At 45.5% G+C, this 16,478-nt stretch carries 12 protein-coding genes; 6 read left to right on the forward strand and 6 right to left on the reverse strand.

Annotation, left to right across the window (positions count from 1 at the left end; translation table 11 throughout):
• The first annotated feature begins 32 nt into the window (after positions 1-32).
• The 3 genes from Q1V85_RS25010 (at position 33) to Q1V85_RS25020 (ending at position 4,980) form a co-directional block, all read left to right on the forward strand.
• Positions 33-2,546: a DNA gyrase/topoisomerase IV subunit A gene (locus tag Q1V85_RS25010; RefSeq protein ID WP_300604907.1), complete on the forward strand. Its 2,514-nt coding sequence runs from the start codon at positions 33-35 to the stop codon at positions 2,544-2,546.
• A gap of 86 nt (positions 2,547-2,632) precedes the next feature.
• Positions 2,633-3,280: an MgtC/SapB family protein gene (locus Q1V85_RS25015; RefSeq protein ID WP_300604910.1), complete on the forward strand. Its 648-nt coding sequence runs from the start codon at positions 2,633-2,635 to the stop codon at positions 3,278-3,280.
• Between the two features lie 68 nt (positions 3,281-3,348).
• Positions 3,349-4,980 (forward strand): redoxin family protein, encoded by a 1,632-nt coding sequence (locus Q1V85_RS25020; RefSeq protein WP_300604912.1) that lies wholly within the window; start codon positions 3,349-3,351, stop codon positions 4,978-4,980.
• Positions 4,981-5,093: 113 nt separating this feature from the next.
• Here Q1V85_RS25020 and Q1V85_RS25025 read toward each other — a convergent pair whose 3' ends face one another.
• The 4 genes from Q1V85_RS25025 to pheT form a co-directional block, all read right to left on the reverse strand.
• The gene (locus Q1V85_RS25025; protein WP_300604915.1) at positions 5,094-6,452 is read right to left on the reverse strand and encodes a Gfo/Idh/MocA family oxidoreductase; all 1,359 of its coding nucleotides are present in this window, start codon (positions 6,450-6,452) and stop codon (positions 5,094-5,096) included.
• A 141-nt stretch (positions 6,453-6,593) separates the two neighbouring features.
• Positions 6,594-6,893, reverse strand: coding sequence for a cell division protein ZapA (locus Q1V85_RS25030; RefSeq protein ID WP_300604918.1), 300 nt, complete (start codon positions 6,891-6,893; stop codon positions 6,594-6,596).
• 15 nt (positions 6,894-6,908) lie between these two features.
• A complete protein-coding gene (locus Q1V85_RS25035) occupies positions 6,909-7,199 on the reverse strand; it encodes a hypothetical protein (RefSeq protein ID WP_300604920.1) in 291 nt (96 codons plus the stop codon).
• 30 nt (positions 7,200-7,229) lie between these two features.
• A complete protein-coding gene (pheT, locus tag Q1V85_RS25040) occupies positions 7,230-9,671 on the reverse strand; it encodes a phenylalanine--tRNA ligase subunit beta (RefSeq protein ID WP_300604923.1) in 2,442 nt (813 codons plus the stop codon).
• A 133-nt stretch (positions 9,672-9,804) separates the two neighbouring features.
• Here pheT and Q1V85_RS25045 point away from each other — a divergent pair, with 133 nt between their 5' ends.
• Positions 9,805-10,323 (forward strand): TlpA disulfide reductase family protein, encoded by a 519-nt coding sequence (locus tag Q1V85_RS25045; RefSeq protein WP_300604926.1) that lies wholly within the window; start codon positions 9,805-9,807, stop codon positions 10,321-10,323.
• A 69-nt stretch (positions 10,324-10,392) separates the two neighbouring features.
• Here Q1V85_RS25045 and Q1V85_RS25050 read toward each other — a convergent pair whose 3' ends face one another.
• Positions 10,393-11,664, reverse strand: a complete 1,272-nt coding sequence (locus Q1V85_RS25050; protein ID WP_300604929.1) for a serpin family protein — start codon at positions 11,662-11,664, stop codon at positions 10,393-10,395.
• Positions 11,665-11,735: 71 nt separating this feature from the next.
• Positions 11,736-12,731 (reverse strand): glycosyltransferase, encoded by a 996-nt coding sequence (locus tag Q1V85_RS25055; protein ID WP_300604931.1) that lies wholly within the window; start codon positions 12,729-12,731, stop codon positions 11,736-11,738.
• 1,429 nt (positions 12,732-14,160) lie between these two features.
• On the opposite strand from Q1V85_RS25055, the gene tgt reads away from it, so the two are divergent.
• Both tgt and Q1V85_RS25065 read left to right on the forward strand, forming a co-directional pair.
• The gene (gene tgt, locus Q1V85_RS25060; RefSeq protein WP_300604934.1) at positions 14,161-15,300 is read left to right on the forward strand and encodes a tRNA guanosine(34) transglycosylase Tgt; all 1,140 of its coding nucleotides are present in this window, start codon (positions 14,161-14,163) and stop codon (positions 15,298-15,300) included.
• Positions 15,301-15,341: 41 nt separating this feature from the next.
• Positions 15,342-16,445, forward strand: coding sequence for an LptF/LptG family permease (locus Q1V85_RS25065; RefSeq protein WP_300604937.1), 1,104 nt, complete (start codon positions 15,342-15,344; stop codon positions 16,443-16,445).
• Positions 16,446-16,478: the final 33 nt, after the last annotated feature.

A 16,478-nucleotide genomic window follows, 5' to 3' on the forward strand; every position in this document is an offset into this window, starting at 1 on the left:
TTTTGGATTTTAACTAAAGACAGGATATTTAAATGAAAGAAGACGTAATAGACAATGCCGGATATAATGAAGCAAGCGGGTTACAGGGCCAGTTTAAAACCTGGTTCCTGGATTATGCTTCCTATGTGATCCTGGAGCGGGCGGTACCCGCTATTGAGGACGGACTAAAACCGGTGCAGCGCCGGATCCTCCATTCGATGAAACAGATGGATGATGGCCGTTTGCATAAGGTAGCGAATATTGTGGGGCAAACCATGTCGTATCACCCGCATGGGGATATGAGCATCCGGGATGCACTGGTAAATATGGGGCAGAAGGACCTGCTGATCGATACCCAGGGTAACTGGGGAAATGTGGAAACCGGTGATGACGCGGCGGCATCCAGGTATATTGAAGCACGCCTGAGCAAATTTGCCCTGGAGGTAGCGTTTAATGCTAAAACAACGGATTGGCAGCTGAGCTATGATGGACGAAATAATGAGCCCATCACCCTGCCGATGAAGTTTCCGCTGCTGCTGGCACAGGGTGCCGAAGGGATTGCGGTGGGCTTATCCACCAAGATCCTCCCACATAATTTTATTGAGCTCATCGATGCATCGATCAAATACCTGAAGGGAAAGAAGTTTGAGCTGTACCCCGACTTTCAGACCGGCGGTATGATCGATGTGTCGGACTATAATAACGGGAAAAGAGGCGGTAAGGTAAAAGTGCGGGCGCATATTGAGGAGCTGGATAAGAAAACACTGCTGATCAAAAGCGTTCCTTATGCTGTAACCACCGATCAGCTGATCGAATCGATCGTAAAAGCCAACGACCAGGGAAAAATAAAGATTAAAAAAGTAACGGACAATACCGCGGCTAATGTGGAGGTGCAGGTAGACCTGGCGCCGGGTATTTCACCCGATATCACCATCGACGCATTGTATAAATTTACTTCCTGTGAAATTTCCATTTCGCCCAATGCCTGCGTGATCGTGGATAAGAAGCCCCGGTTTCTTGCCGTTCCTGACCTGTTGAAGATCTCGGCAGACAATACCAAGGGTCTGTTGCAAAAAGAACTGGAAATAAAGCTGGCTGAACTGAATGAGAAATGGCATTACACCTCCCTTGAAAAGATCTTCTTCGAAGAAAAGATCTATAAGGAACTGGAAAAAAAATATGAGACCTGGGATAAAGTGATCGATGCCATCGATAAAGCCTTTGTGCCCTTTAAAAAGCTGTTGAAGCGGGATATTTCCAGGGAAGATATCCTGAAGCTGACAGAGAAACCCGTTCGCCGGATCTACCGCCTGGATATTGATGAGCTGAACGCGCAGATCAAAGGACTGGAAGCAGAGATCAAACAGGTGAAATATGACCTGGAGCACCTGGTGGATTATGCCGTGGCTTATTTTGAAAACCTGCTGAAAAAATTCAGTAAAGGCAAGGAACGGAAAACAGAGATCAAACAGTTTGAGGTGATTGAAGCCCGGAATGTGGTGATCGCAAATACCAAACTGTATATGGACCGTTCCGGGGGATTCATCGGTACCGGTTTGAAAAAGGAAGAATTCTTATTTGATTGTTCCGACCTGGATGATATCATCGTATTTACGAAGCGCGGGATCATGAAGGTGATTAAAGTGTCTGATAAGACCTTTGTGGGTAAGGACATCCTGCATGCCGCCGTCTTTTTAAAGAATGATGAACGCACCACGTATAATATGATCTACGTAGATGGTAAAACGGGCGTAAGTTATGCCAAACGTTTTAACGTAACCGGTATTACCCGCGATAAAGTATACGACCTTACAAAAGGAGATGAGAAAAGTAAAGTGCATTACTTTACCGTAAACCCCAACGGGGAAGCGGAAGTAGTAAAGATCACCCTGAGTCCGAATTCTTCGGCACGAGTTAAGGAATTGGAGTTTTATTTTGAAGAGCTGGGTATTAAAGGGCGCAGCAGCATGGGGAACCAGGTAACCAAGTATCCCATCAAATCGGTGAAATTTAAGGAGGCAGGCCGTGCCACCCTTAGCGGAAGAAAACTTTGGTTCGATGATAAGTTTGGCCGCCTGAGCGCCGAAGAAAAAGGGCAGTACCTGGGTATGTTTGAACCGGATGATCGGATACTGGTACTGTATACGGACGGCTATTATGAAATAACCGACCAGGAAATGACCCAGAAACTGGATGCGGATAAAGTATTGCTGATTGAACGGTTTGATCCGGAGAAGATCATTACGGCCGTTTATGTAGATCAGAAACTGTTACAATTTAATGTGAAGCGGTTTAAAATTGAAACCTCCACACTGAAGAATAAATTCCTGTTTATAAAAGAAGGGGATGGCAATTACCTGGAATGTGCAACCACCATGGAAGAACCGGTGCTGATGGTACAGAGCGGGAAGGGCAGCCAGGTGCGCAACGCCAAGTTCAAACTGGCCAAGATCACCGACGTAATGGGCTGGAAAGCGGTGGGTGCAAAGCTTACGGATTATAACAAATCGGTGGTGATGGAGTGGGTAGAAAATGAAAAGCCGACCAATCAGCAGGAATTGTTTTAAAGGATATGGCGGGCTATGCGAAACTTAAAGAAGTTCAGGGCTATGCGAAACTTTAAGTTTCGCATAGCATTTTTAATATGGAAGCAATGACGGATATTTTTGAAATAACAGATCTGTACAAGGCCCTGCTGGCATTGCTTGCCGGCGTGATCCTTGGACTGGAGCGCGAGCTGAAGGACAAAGCAGCGGGGCTCAAGACCATTTCTGTGATCTGCCTGGGTTCGGCCTTGTTCTCTATTTTATCCTTAAAAGTAATGGGCCCCGATGCCGATGGGGCGCGGATCGCCTCCTATGTAGTCAGTGGTATCGGCTTCCTGGGTGCCGGCGTGATCTTTAAAGACGGTGCCGGGGTATCGGGCTTAACCACGGCCAGTGTGATCTGGATGGCGGCAGCGGTTGGAATGTCTATTGGCTTTGGGAAGATCTACCTAGCGGCGATTTTCCTGGCTACCTGTTTATTGATTATTTATACCGGGCGCTATCTGAACCTGGCACTTTTTTCGGGCAGAACCAACCGCCTGTTAAAGATTGTGCTGGTACACAATAACACCCAGGTAAAGGATGAAATTATCCGCAATCTAAGACCGTATATATCCCGGTTTGAACAGGTAAAACTGGAGTCCTTTCCGGAGAAAATGATTGTTTCGCTCAATTTAATGATTCCCACCAAAAAGTTATCGCAGCTCGAAGATTACCTGGTAAAGGAGCACCGGATTGAAAGTTTTGAGTTGTAGATAAACAATGCTGTGTTCCCGGAAAATAATGGTAAATTACAGGTATTATAAATCCAAAACATGCCTTTATGAATTGCCGTTTAGTAACAGCTGTTTTATTATTTCTGGCGCATTCATTTTCGTATAGCCAGGTAAAGACACAAGTACCTCCCTATGTACTGAGCTGGTTTCAGCAGCATCTGGAAAAATCTTCAAAGCAGGTGCTCCAAAATATTGACAGTAACGATTTTTTCTTCAGGGATTCCTTTCGGCTGGTGGGGTATTTGAAAGGTTATGATATTTCCCAGAAGTTTAAAACGGGGATTATCTATATCAAAAATGATTTAAATGGTATGGATTTTCCAACTGTGGTAAAGATTTATGAAGATGGTAGGTTTGAAACAACGGTGCCCATGTGGTATCCCAAAGTGTTGAATATGGATTTAAAAGACATATGGGTAACCTTTTATGCAGAACCAGGGCAAGTGCTGGCAATGGTGCTGGACTGGCAAGCGTTTCAGAAAAACGAAAAGGATAGATCGGTATTTAAATATTACGGACCGCTTGCAGAAATAAATACGCAGTTAAATCAATTTCCAGCTGTGGAGTTGGATTATGATCAGCTGGCTAAGGATGTAACAACAGTAACCCCTGAACTGTTTAAAAACCGTGTGCTTAAGAACTGGGATGAGCAACGCAGTAAATTGGATGCTGGGTTATCCGGGAATAATTATCCCGTCAAGTTAAAAAGACTGATTAAAGCGAAGCAGGATATGGATTTTACTCTTTTTATTTTGAGCTATACAATGCATAGAAGATTTGAAAAGATGTCAGATTCAACAAACAATGCCCTGAAAGAGCCCCTGCCTGCTGATTTTTTTGATTTCCTGAAACGCCTGGACCAAAATAATAATGCCCTGATGATCTCTACAGAATTTTATTATTTGATCAATCGCCTGGAATATGAGGAAGCTTTCAATGCGGTAAATAATTTTTTTAATAAATTCTGGGGAGCGCCTTTGGAAAAGGAGCGGAAAATGAATCGCCTTCGTGATTCCATAAGCCGAACTATATTTTACATGGAGAAAGGGAGGATTTATGACGCCTTAAAATTACAGTATGCGCTAAAAGCATACAGATATAGTCTGCAAAACAATGATTCTTTAAAAGTCCAGTATAACGAAGAACTGAAAGCAACGCTGGAGAACGATTTTTACAAAGCCGAAGCCGATTTTATACTTGCGCGCTCCAAAGCACTGGATTCAGGAAAAGGATTTAATATGCCTGCATCTTATGCGGGATCGGTATTAAAGAAGATCGTTGCACCATATAAAGGGAAAACAATTTTTATCGATTTTTGGGCCACAACCTGTGCTCCCTGTGTTGGTGGTATTAAAAATATGAAGCTCACAAGACAAAAGTATAAGAATAATCCTGATTTTGTTTTTTTGTTTATTACCTCTGAAAACGAGTCTCCTAAAAAAGATTATGACGATTTTATAAAAGAACAGGAACTGGAAAATACTGTTTACCTGAATATAGATGATTACAGATATTTAAGGGAATTATTCCGTTTCAATGGTATTCCAAGGTATGCTGTTGTCAGTGACAAAGGGGCGATTATTAACGACAATTTTCAAGTGGGTCTGTTTGAAGATGAATTACCACGTTTGCTACCGAAGTACAGAAAAGATACCGGGAAAATGGATAGGATCAAATAGGTTCGCCTGAATAGCCGGAGGCTGTGCTGAATGCTCAGCATAGAGTGCGGTTGTAAAGCTAGGCTCTGCGAAACTTCAAGTTTCGCAGAGCCTAGTTCGAACAGCATTGCATTTTAATACTTAAACACTTTTCCTCCAGCCATCACCTCCTGTGTCTGCTCATTAAAAGTAGCTTTCATGCCAGTGCGGGCTGCTGCTGTGGCCATAATATTAGCAATGGCATGCATATAGCCGGCTTCTGCAGGGGCATTGGTCTGTTTTCGGCTGCGTACGCACTCCATCCAGTTAAGCATATGGCTGCTGGTAAGCGGATCCGCGCCGGTATTGGCAGAAGTTTCTACTTTCTCCGCTTTCTCGGTCAGCGAAAATTCCGGCAGCAGGTTAGGCTGCATACCCATGGGCTTGGCAAATTTTTCTTCCAGCCCGCCTTTGGGTGAAACCTTGTTGGTGATCAGGTTCAGCTCACCACCATTGGAGTAATAAACCTCAGCCGGCCGCTCATCGCCATTGGTCATCCGGCTCATAAACACCACCTGGAATCCTTTGGATGCATCGTTTTCTGGCCCATAATCAAATACTGCAGTGGTGGTATCCCAGTTCCGGCGGCCGTCTTTCCACTGGTAAATGCCTCCGTTGGCCGTTACGCTGCGGGGATGTTTTAGTCCGCTAAACCAGTGTACCGTATCAATCTGGTGGCTCATCCATTGGCCAAAGGCACCGGATGAGTAGGGCCAAAACAGGCGGTACTCCAGGTATTTACGCGGATCCCAGTCTTCATAAGGCCGGTTCATCAGGAACCGTTTCCAATCCGTATCTTCTTTTTTTAGTTTTGCCACCAGCTCTGGCCGGCGCCAGCGTCCCGGCTGGTTTACATTCCAGGTCAGTTCTACCATATTGATATCACCGAATTTCCCGGACTTAATAAATTCGTCGGCGGCTTTATAATTGGCACCGCTGCGGCGCTGAGATCCGATCTGGATGATCTGTTTGGATGCTTTGATCGCTTTCAGGGCCGCACGGTTATCTTCCATAGTTTCGGCAAAAGGCTTTTCCACATATGCATCGCATTTGGCACTTACGGCTTCAATGGCACAAAGGGCATGCTGAAAATCGGCTGTACTGATGATCACGGCATCCACATCTTTGGCCGAATAAAGTTCTTCGTTATTGCGGTATCCTTTTACCGTATGCCCTAGCTTTTCCCCCAGGAATTCCGTACCCTGATCACGCCGGTAATTCCACAGATCCGATACCCCGGTAATATCGAAGTTCAGTTTTTTATAATGGTTCATAAAAGAAGGGAACAGGGAGCTTCGGAACCGGTCGGAGAACCCTACAATACCCACACGTACCCGGTCATTGGCGCCCAGGATATTTCCATAACTTTTTGCTGAGAACCCCATCGAGGCCAGGTAGGTACCGGTGGTAGCGAGGGAGGCCTGTTTAATAAATTTTCTTCTTGATTGAGACATATGGCTTCGTTTTAATGGCGGTGCAAAACAGTATACCGATGCACTGCAGGTTAAATTTAGCCAACAAAGCGGAATAATGATGTCTAAAAAACAGATATTTTGCTATAACGTTTTCGGGAGCAAAATTTTGCTTCAGGTTCTTTAACTCCCCAGCTCGCTGTCGAGGATCGCTTCCAGTTGGTCCAGCTTTTCCATAATGCTGCCGGAGTCCATTGATGAAGCAGCTTCGGCCTTAAATTCGGTGGCAAACCAGATCAGTACCATCGATACATAGTCCTGCATATCCTTACCCGGAAATGTTTTTTTAAATTCCATCACCTTGTCATTGATGATCCTGATGGAGTGGCGAACGGTTTCTTCATCGGCCGGCTCTACCTTGATGCGGAAATGCCGGTCGGCGATCATAATATTGGCGGGAATCAGATTTTCTTCCTGTGACATGATTTTACATTTAGGTTAAACACTCAGCAATGCAATACACCGGTCTATTTCGCGGAGATAGCCGTTGATCCTTTTTTCAAAGTTCTTTCGCTCTTCCGCACTCATCGGGGTGTTGCCATAGCGGGCAATATCCAGCTGCTGCTGCGCCGTTTCCATATTGGCAACGGCCATGGCTGCTGCAGTGCGGGTTTCTTCCAGCTCCTGCTTCAGGGCGTTATTCTCTTTTTCAATAGCTGCGTTTTTCCGGCTCAGCTGGATCAGTTTTTCCTGTATCTGCTTTATTTTTTCTTCGATTGCCTGACTCATCAGTAAACAATTTCATGTGAACGGTTACGATCATTTCCGGATCTCTACCTGCAAATCTCTTTCCAAACTTTGCATGATCTTCTTCATCCAGCCATCAATTTCCGTATCGGTTAATGTTTTTTCATCATCGAGGAAGGTAAAATTGATCGCAAGCGACTTTTTACCAGCCCCCAGTTTATCACTAACAAAAACGTCAAAAAGTTGCACAGATTGCAATTTCTTGAGATTTAATTTTTGAATGGTTGCCTCAACAGACCGGTAGGGTAATTCCTGCGGAACGATCATGGCTATATCCCGCTGTACCGCCGGAAAACGGGGGATGGGGGCAAACTGGGTTTTATGTTTTAAGGCGGCCTTTAAAATAGCGGTCCAGTTCAGGTCTGCATAAAATACCGATTGTTTAATATCAAACCGCGTCAGCAGGTTCTTATGAACGGCGCCTAATTTACCCAGACTTACAGCTCCTGATTTTAACTCCAGTCCATACAGGAAATTGGTTTCCTGTAATTCGCCGAATTGAAGGCCGGTAAGACCGCATAACTGCAGGCCCTTTTCAACAATACCTTTCAGTGCAAAGAAATCGAATTTGACCGCCTGTTGTTTCCAGCCGGCATTCTGTTGATTACCGGTGAGGTAAATACATAGATGTTCGGGTTCTTCAAACTTTCCTTTCTTATTGATACTGTATGTTTTGCCAAATTCAAATAATCTTAAATTATCGTTCTTCCGGTTTAGGTTCCGCACTACGATCTCAAGCCCGGTTTCCAGCATATCCGGCCGCATGATATTTAATTCGGCACTAAGACTGTTTTTCATCTTTACTACAGTGCTCAGTTCCTGTTCGGAATAATAGGCTTTGTTGGTGATGGAGTTGGTCAGGATCTCGTGGTGACCCGAACCTACTAAAAAAGATACGACCTTTTCTTTTATTGCCTCACTTTCAATAGTTTCATCCATTGAAGGTGTTATTTTTATAGAAGTGGGGATCTCTACATTATCCAGTCCGTCAATGCGCAGAATCTCCTCTACCACGTCTGCCGGCAACTGGATATCCGGTTTATGGTAGGGAACGGAGATCAGTAATGAGTCGATGGTGTCTTTTTCAACTTCAAATCCCAGCGATTGCAGGATCGATTTTACCGCATCCGGGTGATAATTTTTACCGCTTAATTTTTTAATATAATGGTATTTCAGGGCGATCTCTTTCCGGGGCTGTTGTTCGGGGTAAACATCATAGATATCGGAACTCAAGCTGCCTCCGCAGATCTCAAGGATCAGCGCGGCGGCACGTTTCAGTACCTGTACGGTGGCCGAAATATCCGTTCCTTTTTCAAAACGGGTAGCAGCATCGGTTCTTAACCCATGCCGGAAGGAGGTTTTACGGATGGTTACCGGGTCAAAACAAGCACTTTCCAGGAAAATGCGGGTGGTTTGATCGGTCACACCGCTTTCCAGTCCGCCAAACACACCACCGATACACATACCGCCTTCCGCATCGCAGATCATCAGGTCATCCGCACTGAGTTTGCGTTCTTTTTCATCCAGTGTGGTAAAAAGCGTACCCTCCGGCAGGTTTTTAACAATGACCTGGTTGCCCCGGATCTTATCTGCGTCAAAAGCATGAAGCGGCTGCCCGGTTTCATGCTGGATAAAATTGGTGATATCCACGATATTATTAATGGGCCTCAATCCAATAGCCTTCAGCACGTGTTGTAACCATTTAGGCGATGCTGCCACTTTGATGCCGTCGATACAAATGCCGCTGTACCGGGGACAGGCAGTTTTATTTTCCACTGTAATCTTCAAAGGTGTTTTGCCTTTGGGGGCTTTAAAGTTGTTGGTACCGGGAAGTTTCGGCCGTACCGCTTTTTTATCATGGTGTGAGAGGTAAGCACAAACATCCCGCGCCACGCCCCAATGGCTCATCGCATCCATCCGGTTGGGGGTAAGCCCGATCTCGAAAATGGTGTCGGAATAACTTTGAAAATATTCAGATGCCGGTATTCCGGGCTTCACATCTGCCGGCAATACCATAATTCCGTCATGAGAGGCGCCCAGTCCGATCTCGTCTTCGGCGCAGATCATTCCCTGGCTTTCTTCACCACGGATCTTGGCCAGCTTCATTGTAACCGGCTCATTATTTAAGGGATAAATGGTGGTACCTATAGGTGCTACAATCACTTTTTGACCGGCGGCCACATTGGGAGCACCACATACAATATGCAGCGGAGCGTCTGTACCGATGGCCACTTTTGTCAGCTTTAATTTATCGGCATTGGGGTGGGGCTGGGTTTCCAGCACTTCACCCACTACCAGGCCTTTTAAACCACCTTTCAGTTCCTCGTATTCGTGAATCGCTTCTACTTCCAGTCCGATGGAAGTTAAAATCTGGCTGAGTCGTTCCACACTTATCGGGAGGCCTGCTTCATTTACAGGAAGGTATTCATTCAGCCATTTGTAGGATATGATCATCTGTACTTAAATATTAGTAAAATTGGACTGCGAATATACAATTTAGCCTTCAGCAATCTGCATAAGCCGGTATAAATAAGCCCCGGAATATTTAAAAGGAATGCTAATTTCGCGGGTATAGAACCAACGCATTATGATGAAAAATATCCTGCTAATGGGCTTGCTTACGCTCAGCTTGCTTCACGCCGGGGCCCAGGACAGTGGTGTCTGGAAAATACCGGTGGGCGCACCTGTTCCCGACTTTGGCTTTTCGCTTAAAAAGGGAGGCGACTCGGTAAGGATCAGCGACTACAAAGGCAAGCTGGTGCTGATCAATTTTTTTGCCACCTGGTGCGGTCCCTGCCGGGCAGAGTTGCCAAGGGTGCAACAGGAGATCTGGAACCTGTATAAAAATAATCCCCGTTTCGCATTGTTCGTTTTTGGACGGGAGGAAGGCTGGGAAAAAATGAACGCTTTTGTACAGCAAACGAAATTTAGCTTTCCTGTACTGGCCGATCCCGACCGGCGCGTGTTCTCGCTTTTTGCCGATAGCTTTATTCCCCGGAACCTGGTGCTGGATGAAACGGGAAAGGTCATTTACCGGTCGGTGGGATACGATAAAAAGGAGTTTGAATCCCTGTTGGATCTTTTAAAGAAGCACCTGGAGAAATAGTGTTATCGGTGCGGCAAGAAAAAGCCCTGCAGGCCGAAAGGCGTGCAGGGCGCTGATCTGGTGTGTTCTTTATGGTATCGCTACGGGTTGATAAATGCTTCCCATAAACAGGATGCTTTTTGAAGTATTTTCACTGATGATGATCCCAAAAGGACGGTTACAGATAAAGAAAGGATACGACGGTGCACTGGTGCCTACAGCCCCAATTGTTGTAACCGCCGTAGCTTCTGTACCATCTTCGTCAACAGCAACAAATGTATTTTGCTGTATGAGGCTTACAAAGGTAGGCAGGGGACTGAATGCACTGAAATTGGCGGCCTGGGGTATAAAAGCGCTTTTTACTCCCATAGCCTCCAATACAGGTTTCAATTTGAATTCCTGCTGCAACTTAAACCGGGGTATTTCAATACCCACCTTGGTCGGTTTGAAAGATTGCAGCAGGGCGTTCCACTTTTGAGTGTCCATCTGGTTAAAAAGGTCAGCAACGGCACTTGTTTTTGGCAAAAGAATGGTTATGGTAAACTGTCCGTTGCCGTATGGTTTTTGAATGGTTTGAAAATCGGTTGTTGCAGCGTATAGCACGGTATCGGTCTGCCGCATCATGGCTGTCTGCATCCGGGAGCCATCTTCTTTTATAAACGGGGCGGCTACAGTCTGCTGCTTATCAAATTTTGTACTCCAGTCTCCCTTAAAATACAATGCATTCATCAATAGCAGCACCAGCTCGGGGTCCAGCTCGCTCAACACGGCAGGAATCTTCCCGTTGGTATGATCACTGGCCCATTTGTTGATCAGGGGCAGGTCGGAGGGCTGAAAAGACAACCCCTGTGTCTGTGTTTTATAATAGTCTTCCAGGGTTTTCAAAAAGCCCGCCTTAACAGGAAACACATTTTTATAGAATACGGCGTTGGCCAGTTGAAAATTTACCGCAGGGTCGGCCTTGGGCAATTCCTCTAAAAGGGTGCGACAGGCGTTATTCAGCGCACTATCAGATAGATCTGCTGCCTGCAGCGCGTTCAATATTTCTTTTTTAGTTGTTCCCGAAGCGCCATTTGCCAGCATACTTAATGCCATATGGAGGCTTAAAGGCGATACAAAAATATTGCTGCCGGCCGGCTGTTGTTTTTGAAGCGCTTTAAAAAAGGAGAATGAAAAATCAGACATGGATTGGTGAACAGCCGCAGAGATCAGTACCGGATTTTCATTTTCTGCTTTGGATTTTGGCGTTTGCGGAATTGGTTGCCCCTGGTCAACAGGCGCCTTTTCCAGCGGGGCCTTTGAGCAGCTTCCCGCCAGCATTGCCGTGCATGCGGCCAGGTAAAACAATCGCCATTGGTTCATGGTTTGTCTGGTTTAATTAGTTACACCAGACAAAGACGCGGGAATAAACCGTTTCGCAACAGCCGGAATAATTAATTCCAGGTTTTTTTTTCTTTTCTTATCAGTGCGGGGGCGAAAAGCAGGTAGTAGAACACCATCCAAAGATCCATCAGCAATACCCATTTCCGGAGATCGGCCTCATTGAGCTTTTTTAAAGACCGGGCAAAAATCACCTGCTGAATGATCGATTTCCCTAAAAGAATGCCCAGTCCAACACGCCAGTCGTACCAGATGCAACAGGCTGCCACAAGAAAGTAAAAAAGAAAATGAGACAGACTGTATAATCCCAACAAAACCTGGTGTTTAAACTTGTAATACTTTGAGGTGCTGAAATGTCTTGTCTTTTGATAACGCCAGTCTTTCCAGGTTTTTTTGGGGCTGCTGAGGGTATGAGCCGCTGCGTCAATAACGATGGCCGTATTCTTCCCGGTAGCTACTTTATTAATAAACAGGTCATCATCACCCCCGGGGAGATGATTGAGATCGGAAAACCCTTTGTTTTTCAGGAAGAGATTTTTTTTATAGCTCAGGTTCCGGCCCACGCCCATATATGGATGTCCGGCCAGGGCATAGGATAAATATTGCAGGGCGCTGTGAAAGGTTTCATAACGGATCACCTTATTTAAAAAGCCCGGGTGTTTGTGATAGGCGCCATAACCCAATACGATTTCGACACCGTCTTCATAAGGCTCCTGCATCTTTTGCAGCCAAAATTCGGTAGCCGGTACACAGTCGGCATCCGTCAATAAAAGAATTTCATGCGTGGCTTCCCGGATTCCCATCGATAACGGGTATTTTTTACCAGGTATATGCTGGGCTTTTTGCTGCAGGTTTAAAATGGTTAAGCCGCCGTATTGGGCGTTCAGCTCCTGTAATATATATTGACTATCATCAACCGAATTATCATTCACTACCAGGATCTGGTGGCTGGAAGGGTATTCCTGGAACAGGAGGCCGGGAATGTTCCGGGCAAAATTCCGGGCCTCATCCTTGCCGCACACGATGATACTTACCGGGTGCTGCTGCATGCTGGTTTTCGTTTGGGGCTTAAAAAACACCAGCCGGATAAAAAAATAAAAATAATAGAACAGGAGAACAGCTGTAAAAAGCAGTAAAGCGATAAATATAATATATCCAGGGGTTAGATCCGGCATGCCGCAAATATAGGGCTCTAATTTTTAATTTAGGGACAGAGTTATCTGCTTTCAGTGGTTAGCGCCCAGACATTAGCTATCAGTTATCAGCGATCAGCAATCAGTTATCAGATGAGTACGTTTGAAACAAGAAGATCATTATTCAATGTGAATCTTTTATAGACGTATGACACTGAATAGGAGAAGTTACGGCTAAAAGCTGATTGCTAAAGGCTGAAAGTTCGTCTTTCCATGGCTATCAGTTATCAGCGATCAGCAATCAGTTATCAGATGAGTGCGTTTGGAACAAGAAGATCGTTATTCAATGTGAATCTTTTATAGACGTATGACACTGAATAGTATCCGGCAGAGATCCCCAGGGGAGAGAAGTTACGGCTAAAAACTGATTTCTAAAGGCTGAAAGTTCGTCTTTCCATGGCTATCAGTTATCAGCGATCAGCAATCAGTTATCAGATGAGTACGTTTAGAACAAGAAGATCATTATTCAATGTGGATCTTTTATAGACGTAGGACACTGAATAGGAGAAGTTACGGCTAAAAGCTGATTGCTAAAGGCTGAAAGCTTGTCTTTCCATGGCTATCAGTTATCAGCGATCAGCAATCAGTTATCAGATGAGTACGTTTGAACAAGAAGATCGTTATTCAATGTGGATCTTTTATAGACGTATGACACTGAATAGGATAGTTACGGCTAAAAGCTGATTTCTAAAGGCTAAAGGCTGAAAGTTCGTCTTTCCATGGCGATCAGTTATCAGCGATCAGCAATCAGTTATCAGCAATCAGTAATCAGATGGGTACGTTTGGAACGAGAAGATCGTTATTCAATGTGGATCTTCTATTAGACGTATGACACTGAACAGGAGAAGTTACAACTAAAAGCTGATTTCTAAAGGCTAAAAACTGAAAGTTCGTCTTTCCATGGCGATCAGTTATCAGCGATCAGCAATCAGTTATCAGATGAGTGCGTTTGGAACAAGAAGATCGTTATTCAATGTGGATCTTCTATTAGACGTATGACACTGAACAGGAGAAGTTACAACTAAAAGCTGATTGCTAAAGGCTAAAAGCGGGTCTTTCCATGTGCGTTTGGAACAAGAAGATCATTATTCAATGTAGATCTTCTATAGACTTATGACACCGAACAGGAGAAGTTACGGCTAAAAGCTGATTGCTGATCGCTGAAAACTGCCTGCCTGCCCTTTGGGTATACTCCCGAGTCTTCATTTCCACATTTTCACATTTCCACATTTCCACATTTCCAAATTTTCAAATTCCCCCCATTACGTAAATTTGCGGCCAATTTATGGCACAACTCAGTTTTCAGTTACAACATACCGACACCGGATCTGCCGCCAGGGCTGGTTTGATCCAGACCGATCACGGACAGATCGAAACCCCCATTTTTATGCCTGTAGGTACGGCCGGTTCCGTAAAAGCGGTTTCCCAGGCCCAGCTGGAAACTGACGTGCAGGCCCAGATCATCCTGGGAAATACCTATCACCTGTACCTGCGGCCCGGGTTGGAAGTACTGGAAAAAGCCGGCGGGTTGCACCAGTTTAACCAATGGCACAGGCCTATTCTTACTGATAGCGGCGGGTTCCAGGTTTTTTCACTGGCGGGCACCCGTAAGATTAAAGAGGAGGGCGTAACCTTTGCTTCGCATATTGACGGAAGCAAACATCTGTTTACCCCGGAGCGGGTCATGGACATTCAGCGGGTGATTGGGGGGGATATTATTATGGCCTTTGACGAATGTCCGCCCGGTGGCAGTGAATACAGCTATGCCCGCAAGAGCCTCGACCTGACGCACCGCTGGCTCGATCGCTGCTGGGAGCGGTTTACCTCCACGCCGGATAAATACGGCTATACCCAAAACCTGTTCCCGATTGTGCAGGGCGCCACCTTTAAGGACCTCAGAAAAGAGTCCTGCGATTTTGTTGCGCAGAAAGATGCGCCGGGGAATGCCATTGGCGGGTTGAGCGTGGGAGAGCCGGAAGATAAGATGTATGAGATCTGCGACTGGTGTTGTCAGCACCTGCCGGTACAAAAGCCGCGCTACCTGATGGGCGTGGGCACGCCCTGGAACATCCTGGAATGCATTGGCATGGGAATAGACATGTTTGACTGCGTAATGCCTACCCGCAACGGCAGGAATGCGATGTTATTTACTTCGGAAGGGGTGATCAATATCGACAATAAAAAATGGGAGTTTGATTATTCGCCCATCGATGCGCAGCTTCCAAACCCCATGAGCAATCTTTACAGTAAGGCCTACCTGCGGCACCTGTTCAAAAGCGGAGAGCTCCTGGCGCTGACCATTGCCAGCGTGCACAACCTGGCCTTTTACCTGTGGCTGGTAAAAGAAGCGCGCCGGCAGATCCTTTCAGGAACCTATCATTCCTGGAAAAACCAAATGATTGTTAAGTTAAAAACGCGCCTGTAGGACCGTATCTTTTTTTCGGTTATTTTTACAGATTATATTTCATGAAGAAACTGGACTGGTATATATTCAACAGACTGTTGATTTCGTTTGTATTTTGCATGCTGCTATTTACAGTAATTGCTGTGGCCATTGATACCAGTGAAAAATCAGACGATTTTGTAAAATCGGGCCTGTCTTCCTGGCAGATCTTTACAAAGTATTACATGGGCTTCATACCTTATATATGGAGTTTATTGTTTCCCCTTTTTGTATTTATTGCGGTTATTTTCTTTACCAGTAAGATGGCCCTTCGTTCGGAAGTGATCGCTATTCTTGCCAGCGGCACCCGGTTTACCCGCTTTTTGCGTCCGTATATGATTGGGGGACTATTGCTGGCCACCATTCTCTTTTTTGGCCGGGCTTATTTTATTCCCATGGCCAACAACATAATGAGTAACTTCCGGAAGACGTATATCGATAAAAACGATCCGCTGAAAAACCGGTCGGAGAGTGCCTGCAGCAGCTGTTTTTATAAACGGGTAGACAGTATTACGTACATGGGGGTAAAGAATTTTGATGCCACCACGCAAAAAAGCGGCGCCTTTTTTATGGACCGGGTAAGACGAGGAAAACTGGTTTACAACCTGCGCGCAGAGTCTGTACGCTGGGATACCACCAACAGGCAGCGGAAATGGATCGCCGAAAATGTGGTGGAACGCCTGGTAGATAGTTTGGGTGAACGGGTAACCCATTCCAAAGAAAAAGTGGTGCGGTTGAACATGGCACCTGATGAACTGATAAAAGACGAATACCTGAAAGATAAACTCACCACACCGGGGTTAAAGCGGCTGATCAAAAATGAAGAAATGCGGGGTACTGAAGGGCTCAACGCCTTAAAGGTAGAGTTGTATAAACGCACTTCAACACCGTTTACCGTGTTGTTGCTTACGTTCATTGGTGCGGTTATTGCCAGTCGTAAAACCCGTGGAGGAAGTGGTATGCACCTGGCCCTGGGAATTGTTATCGCAGCGGTGTTCATCCTGGCCGACCAGTTTTCGACGGTATTCTCCACCAAAGGCAATTTCCCCCCGCTGCTCGCCGCCTGGATGCCCAATCTTGTTTTTACATTGGTGGCGCTGCAGTTATACAAAACGGCACCCAAATAAATACCCCGGAGTATTCCATTTTTATTAAATTTC

The sequence above is a fragment of the Niabella sp. genome (assembly GCF_030150205.1).
Taxonomy (GTDB): Bacteria; Bacteroidota; Bacteroidia; order Chitinophagales; family Chitinophagaceae; genus Niabella.

What these genes read in the sequence shown, in the direction of transcription:
- pheT (WP_300604923.1), bottom strand. Translation starts at nt 9,671, where the DNA reads ATGATCATATCCTACAAATGGCTGAATGAATACCTTCCTGTAAATGAA.
- Q1V85_RS25020 (WP_300604912.1), top strand. Translation starts at nt 3,349, where the DNA reads ATGAATTGCCGTTTAGTAACAGCTGTTTTATTATTTCTGGCGCATTCA.
- Q1V85_RS25055 (WP_300604931.1), bottom strand. Translation starts at nt 12,731, where the DNA reads ATGCAGCAGCACCCGGTAAGTATCATCGTGTGCGGCAAGGATGAGGCC.
- tgt (WP_300604934.1), top strand. Translation starts at nt 14,161, where the DNA reads ATGGCACAACTCAGTTTTCAGTTACAACATACCGACACCGGATCTGCC.
- Q1V85_RS25050 (WP_300604929.1), bottom strand. Translation starts at nt 11,664, where the DNA reads ATGAACCAATGGCGATTGTTTTACCTGGCCGCATGCACGGCAATGCTG.
- Q1V85_RS25030 (WP_300604918.1), bottom strand. Translation starts at nt 6,893, where the DNA reads ATGTCACAGGAAGAAAATCTGATTCCCGCCAATATTATGATCGCCGAC.
- Q1V85_RS25045 (WP_300604926.1), top strand. Translation starts at nt 9,805, where the DNA reads ATGATGAAAAATATCCTGCTAATGGGCTTGCTTACGCTCAGCTTGCTT.
- Q1V85_RS25025 (WP_300604915.1), bottom strand. Translation starts at nt 6,452, where the DNA reads ATGTCTCAATCAAGAAGAAAATTTATTAAACAGGCCTCCCTCGCTACC.
- Q1V85_RS25065 (WP_300604937.1), top strand. Translation starts at nt 15,342, where the DNA reads ATGAAGAAACTGGACTGGTATATATTCAACAGACTGTTGATTTCGTTT.
- Q1V85_RS25035 (WP_300604920.1), bottom strand. Translation starts at nt 7,199, where the DNA reads ATGAGTCAGGCAATCGAAGAAAAAATAAAGCAGATACAGGAAAAACTG.
- Q1V85_RS25010 (WP_300604907.1), top strand. Translation starts at nt 33, where the DNA reads ATGAAAGAAGACGTAATAGACAATGCCGGATATAATGAAGCAAGCGGG.
- Q1V85_RS25015 (WP_300604910.1), top strand. Translation starts at nt 2,633, where the DNA reads ATGACGGATATTTTTGAAATAACAGATCTGTACAAGGCCCTGCTGGCA.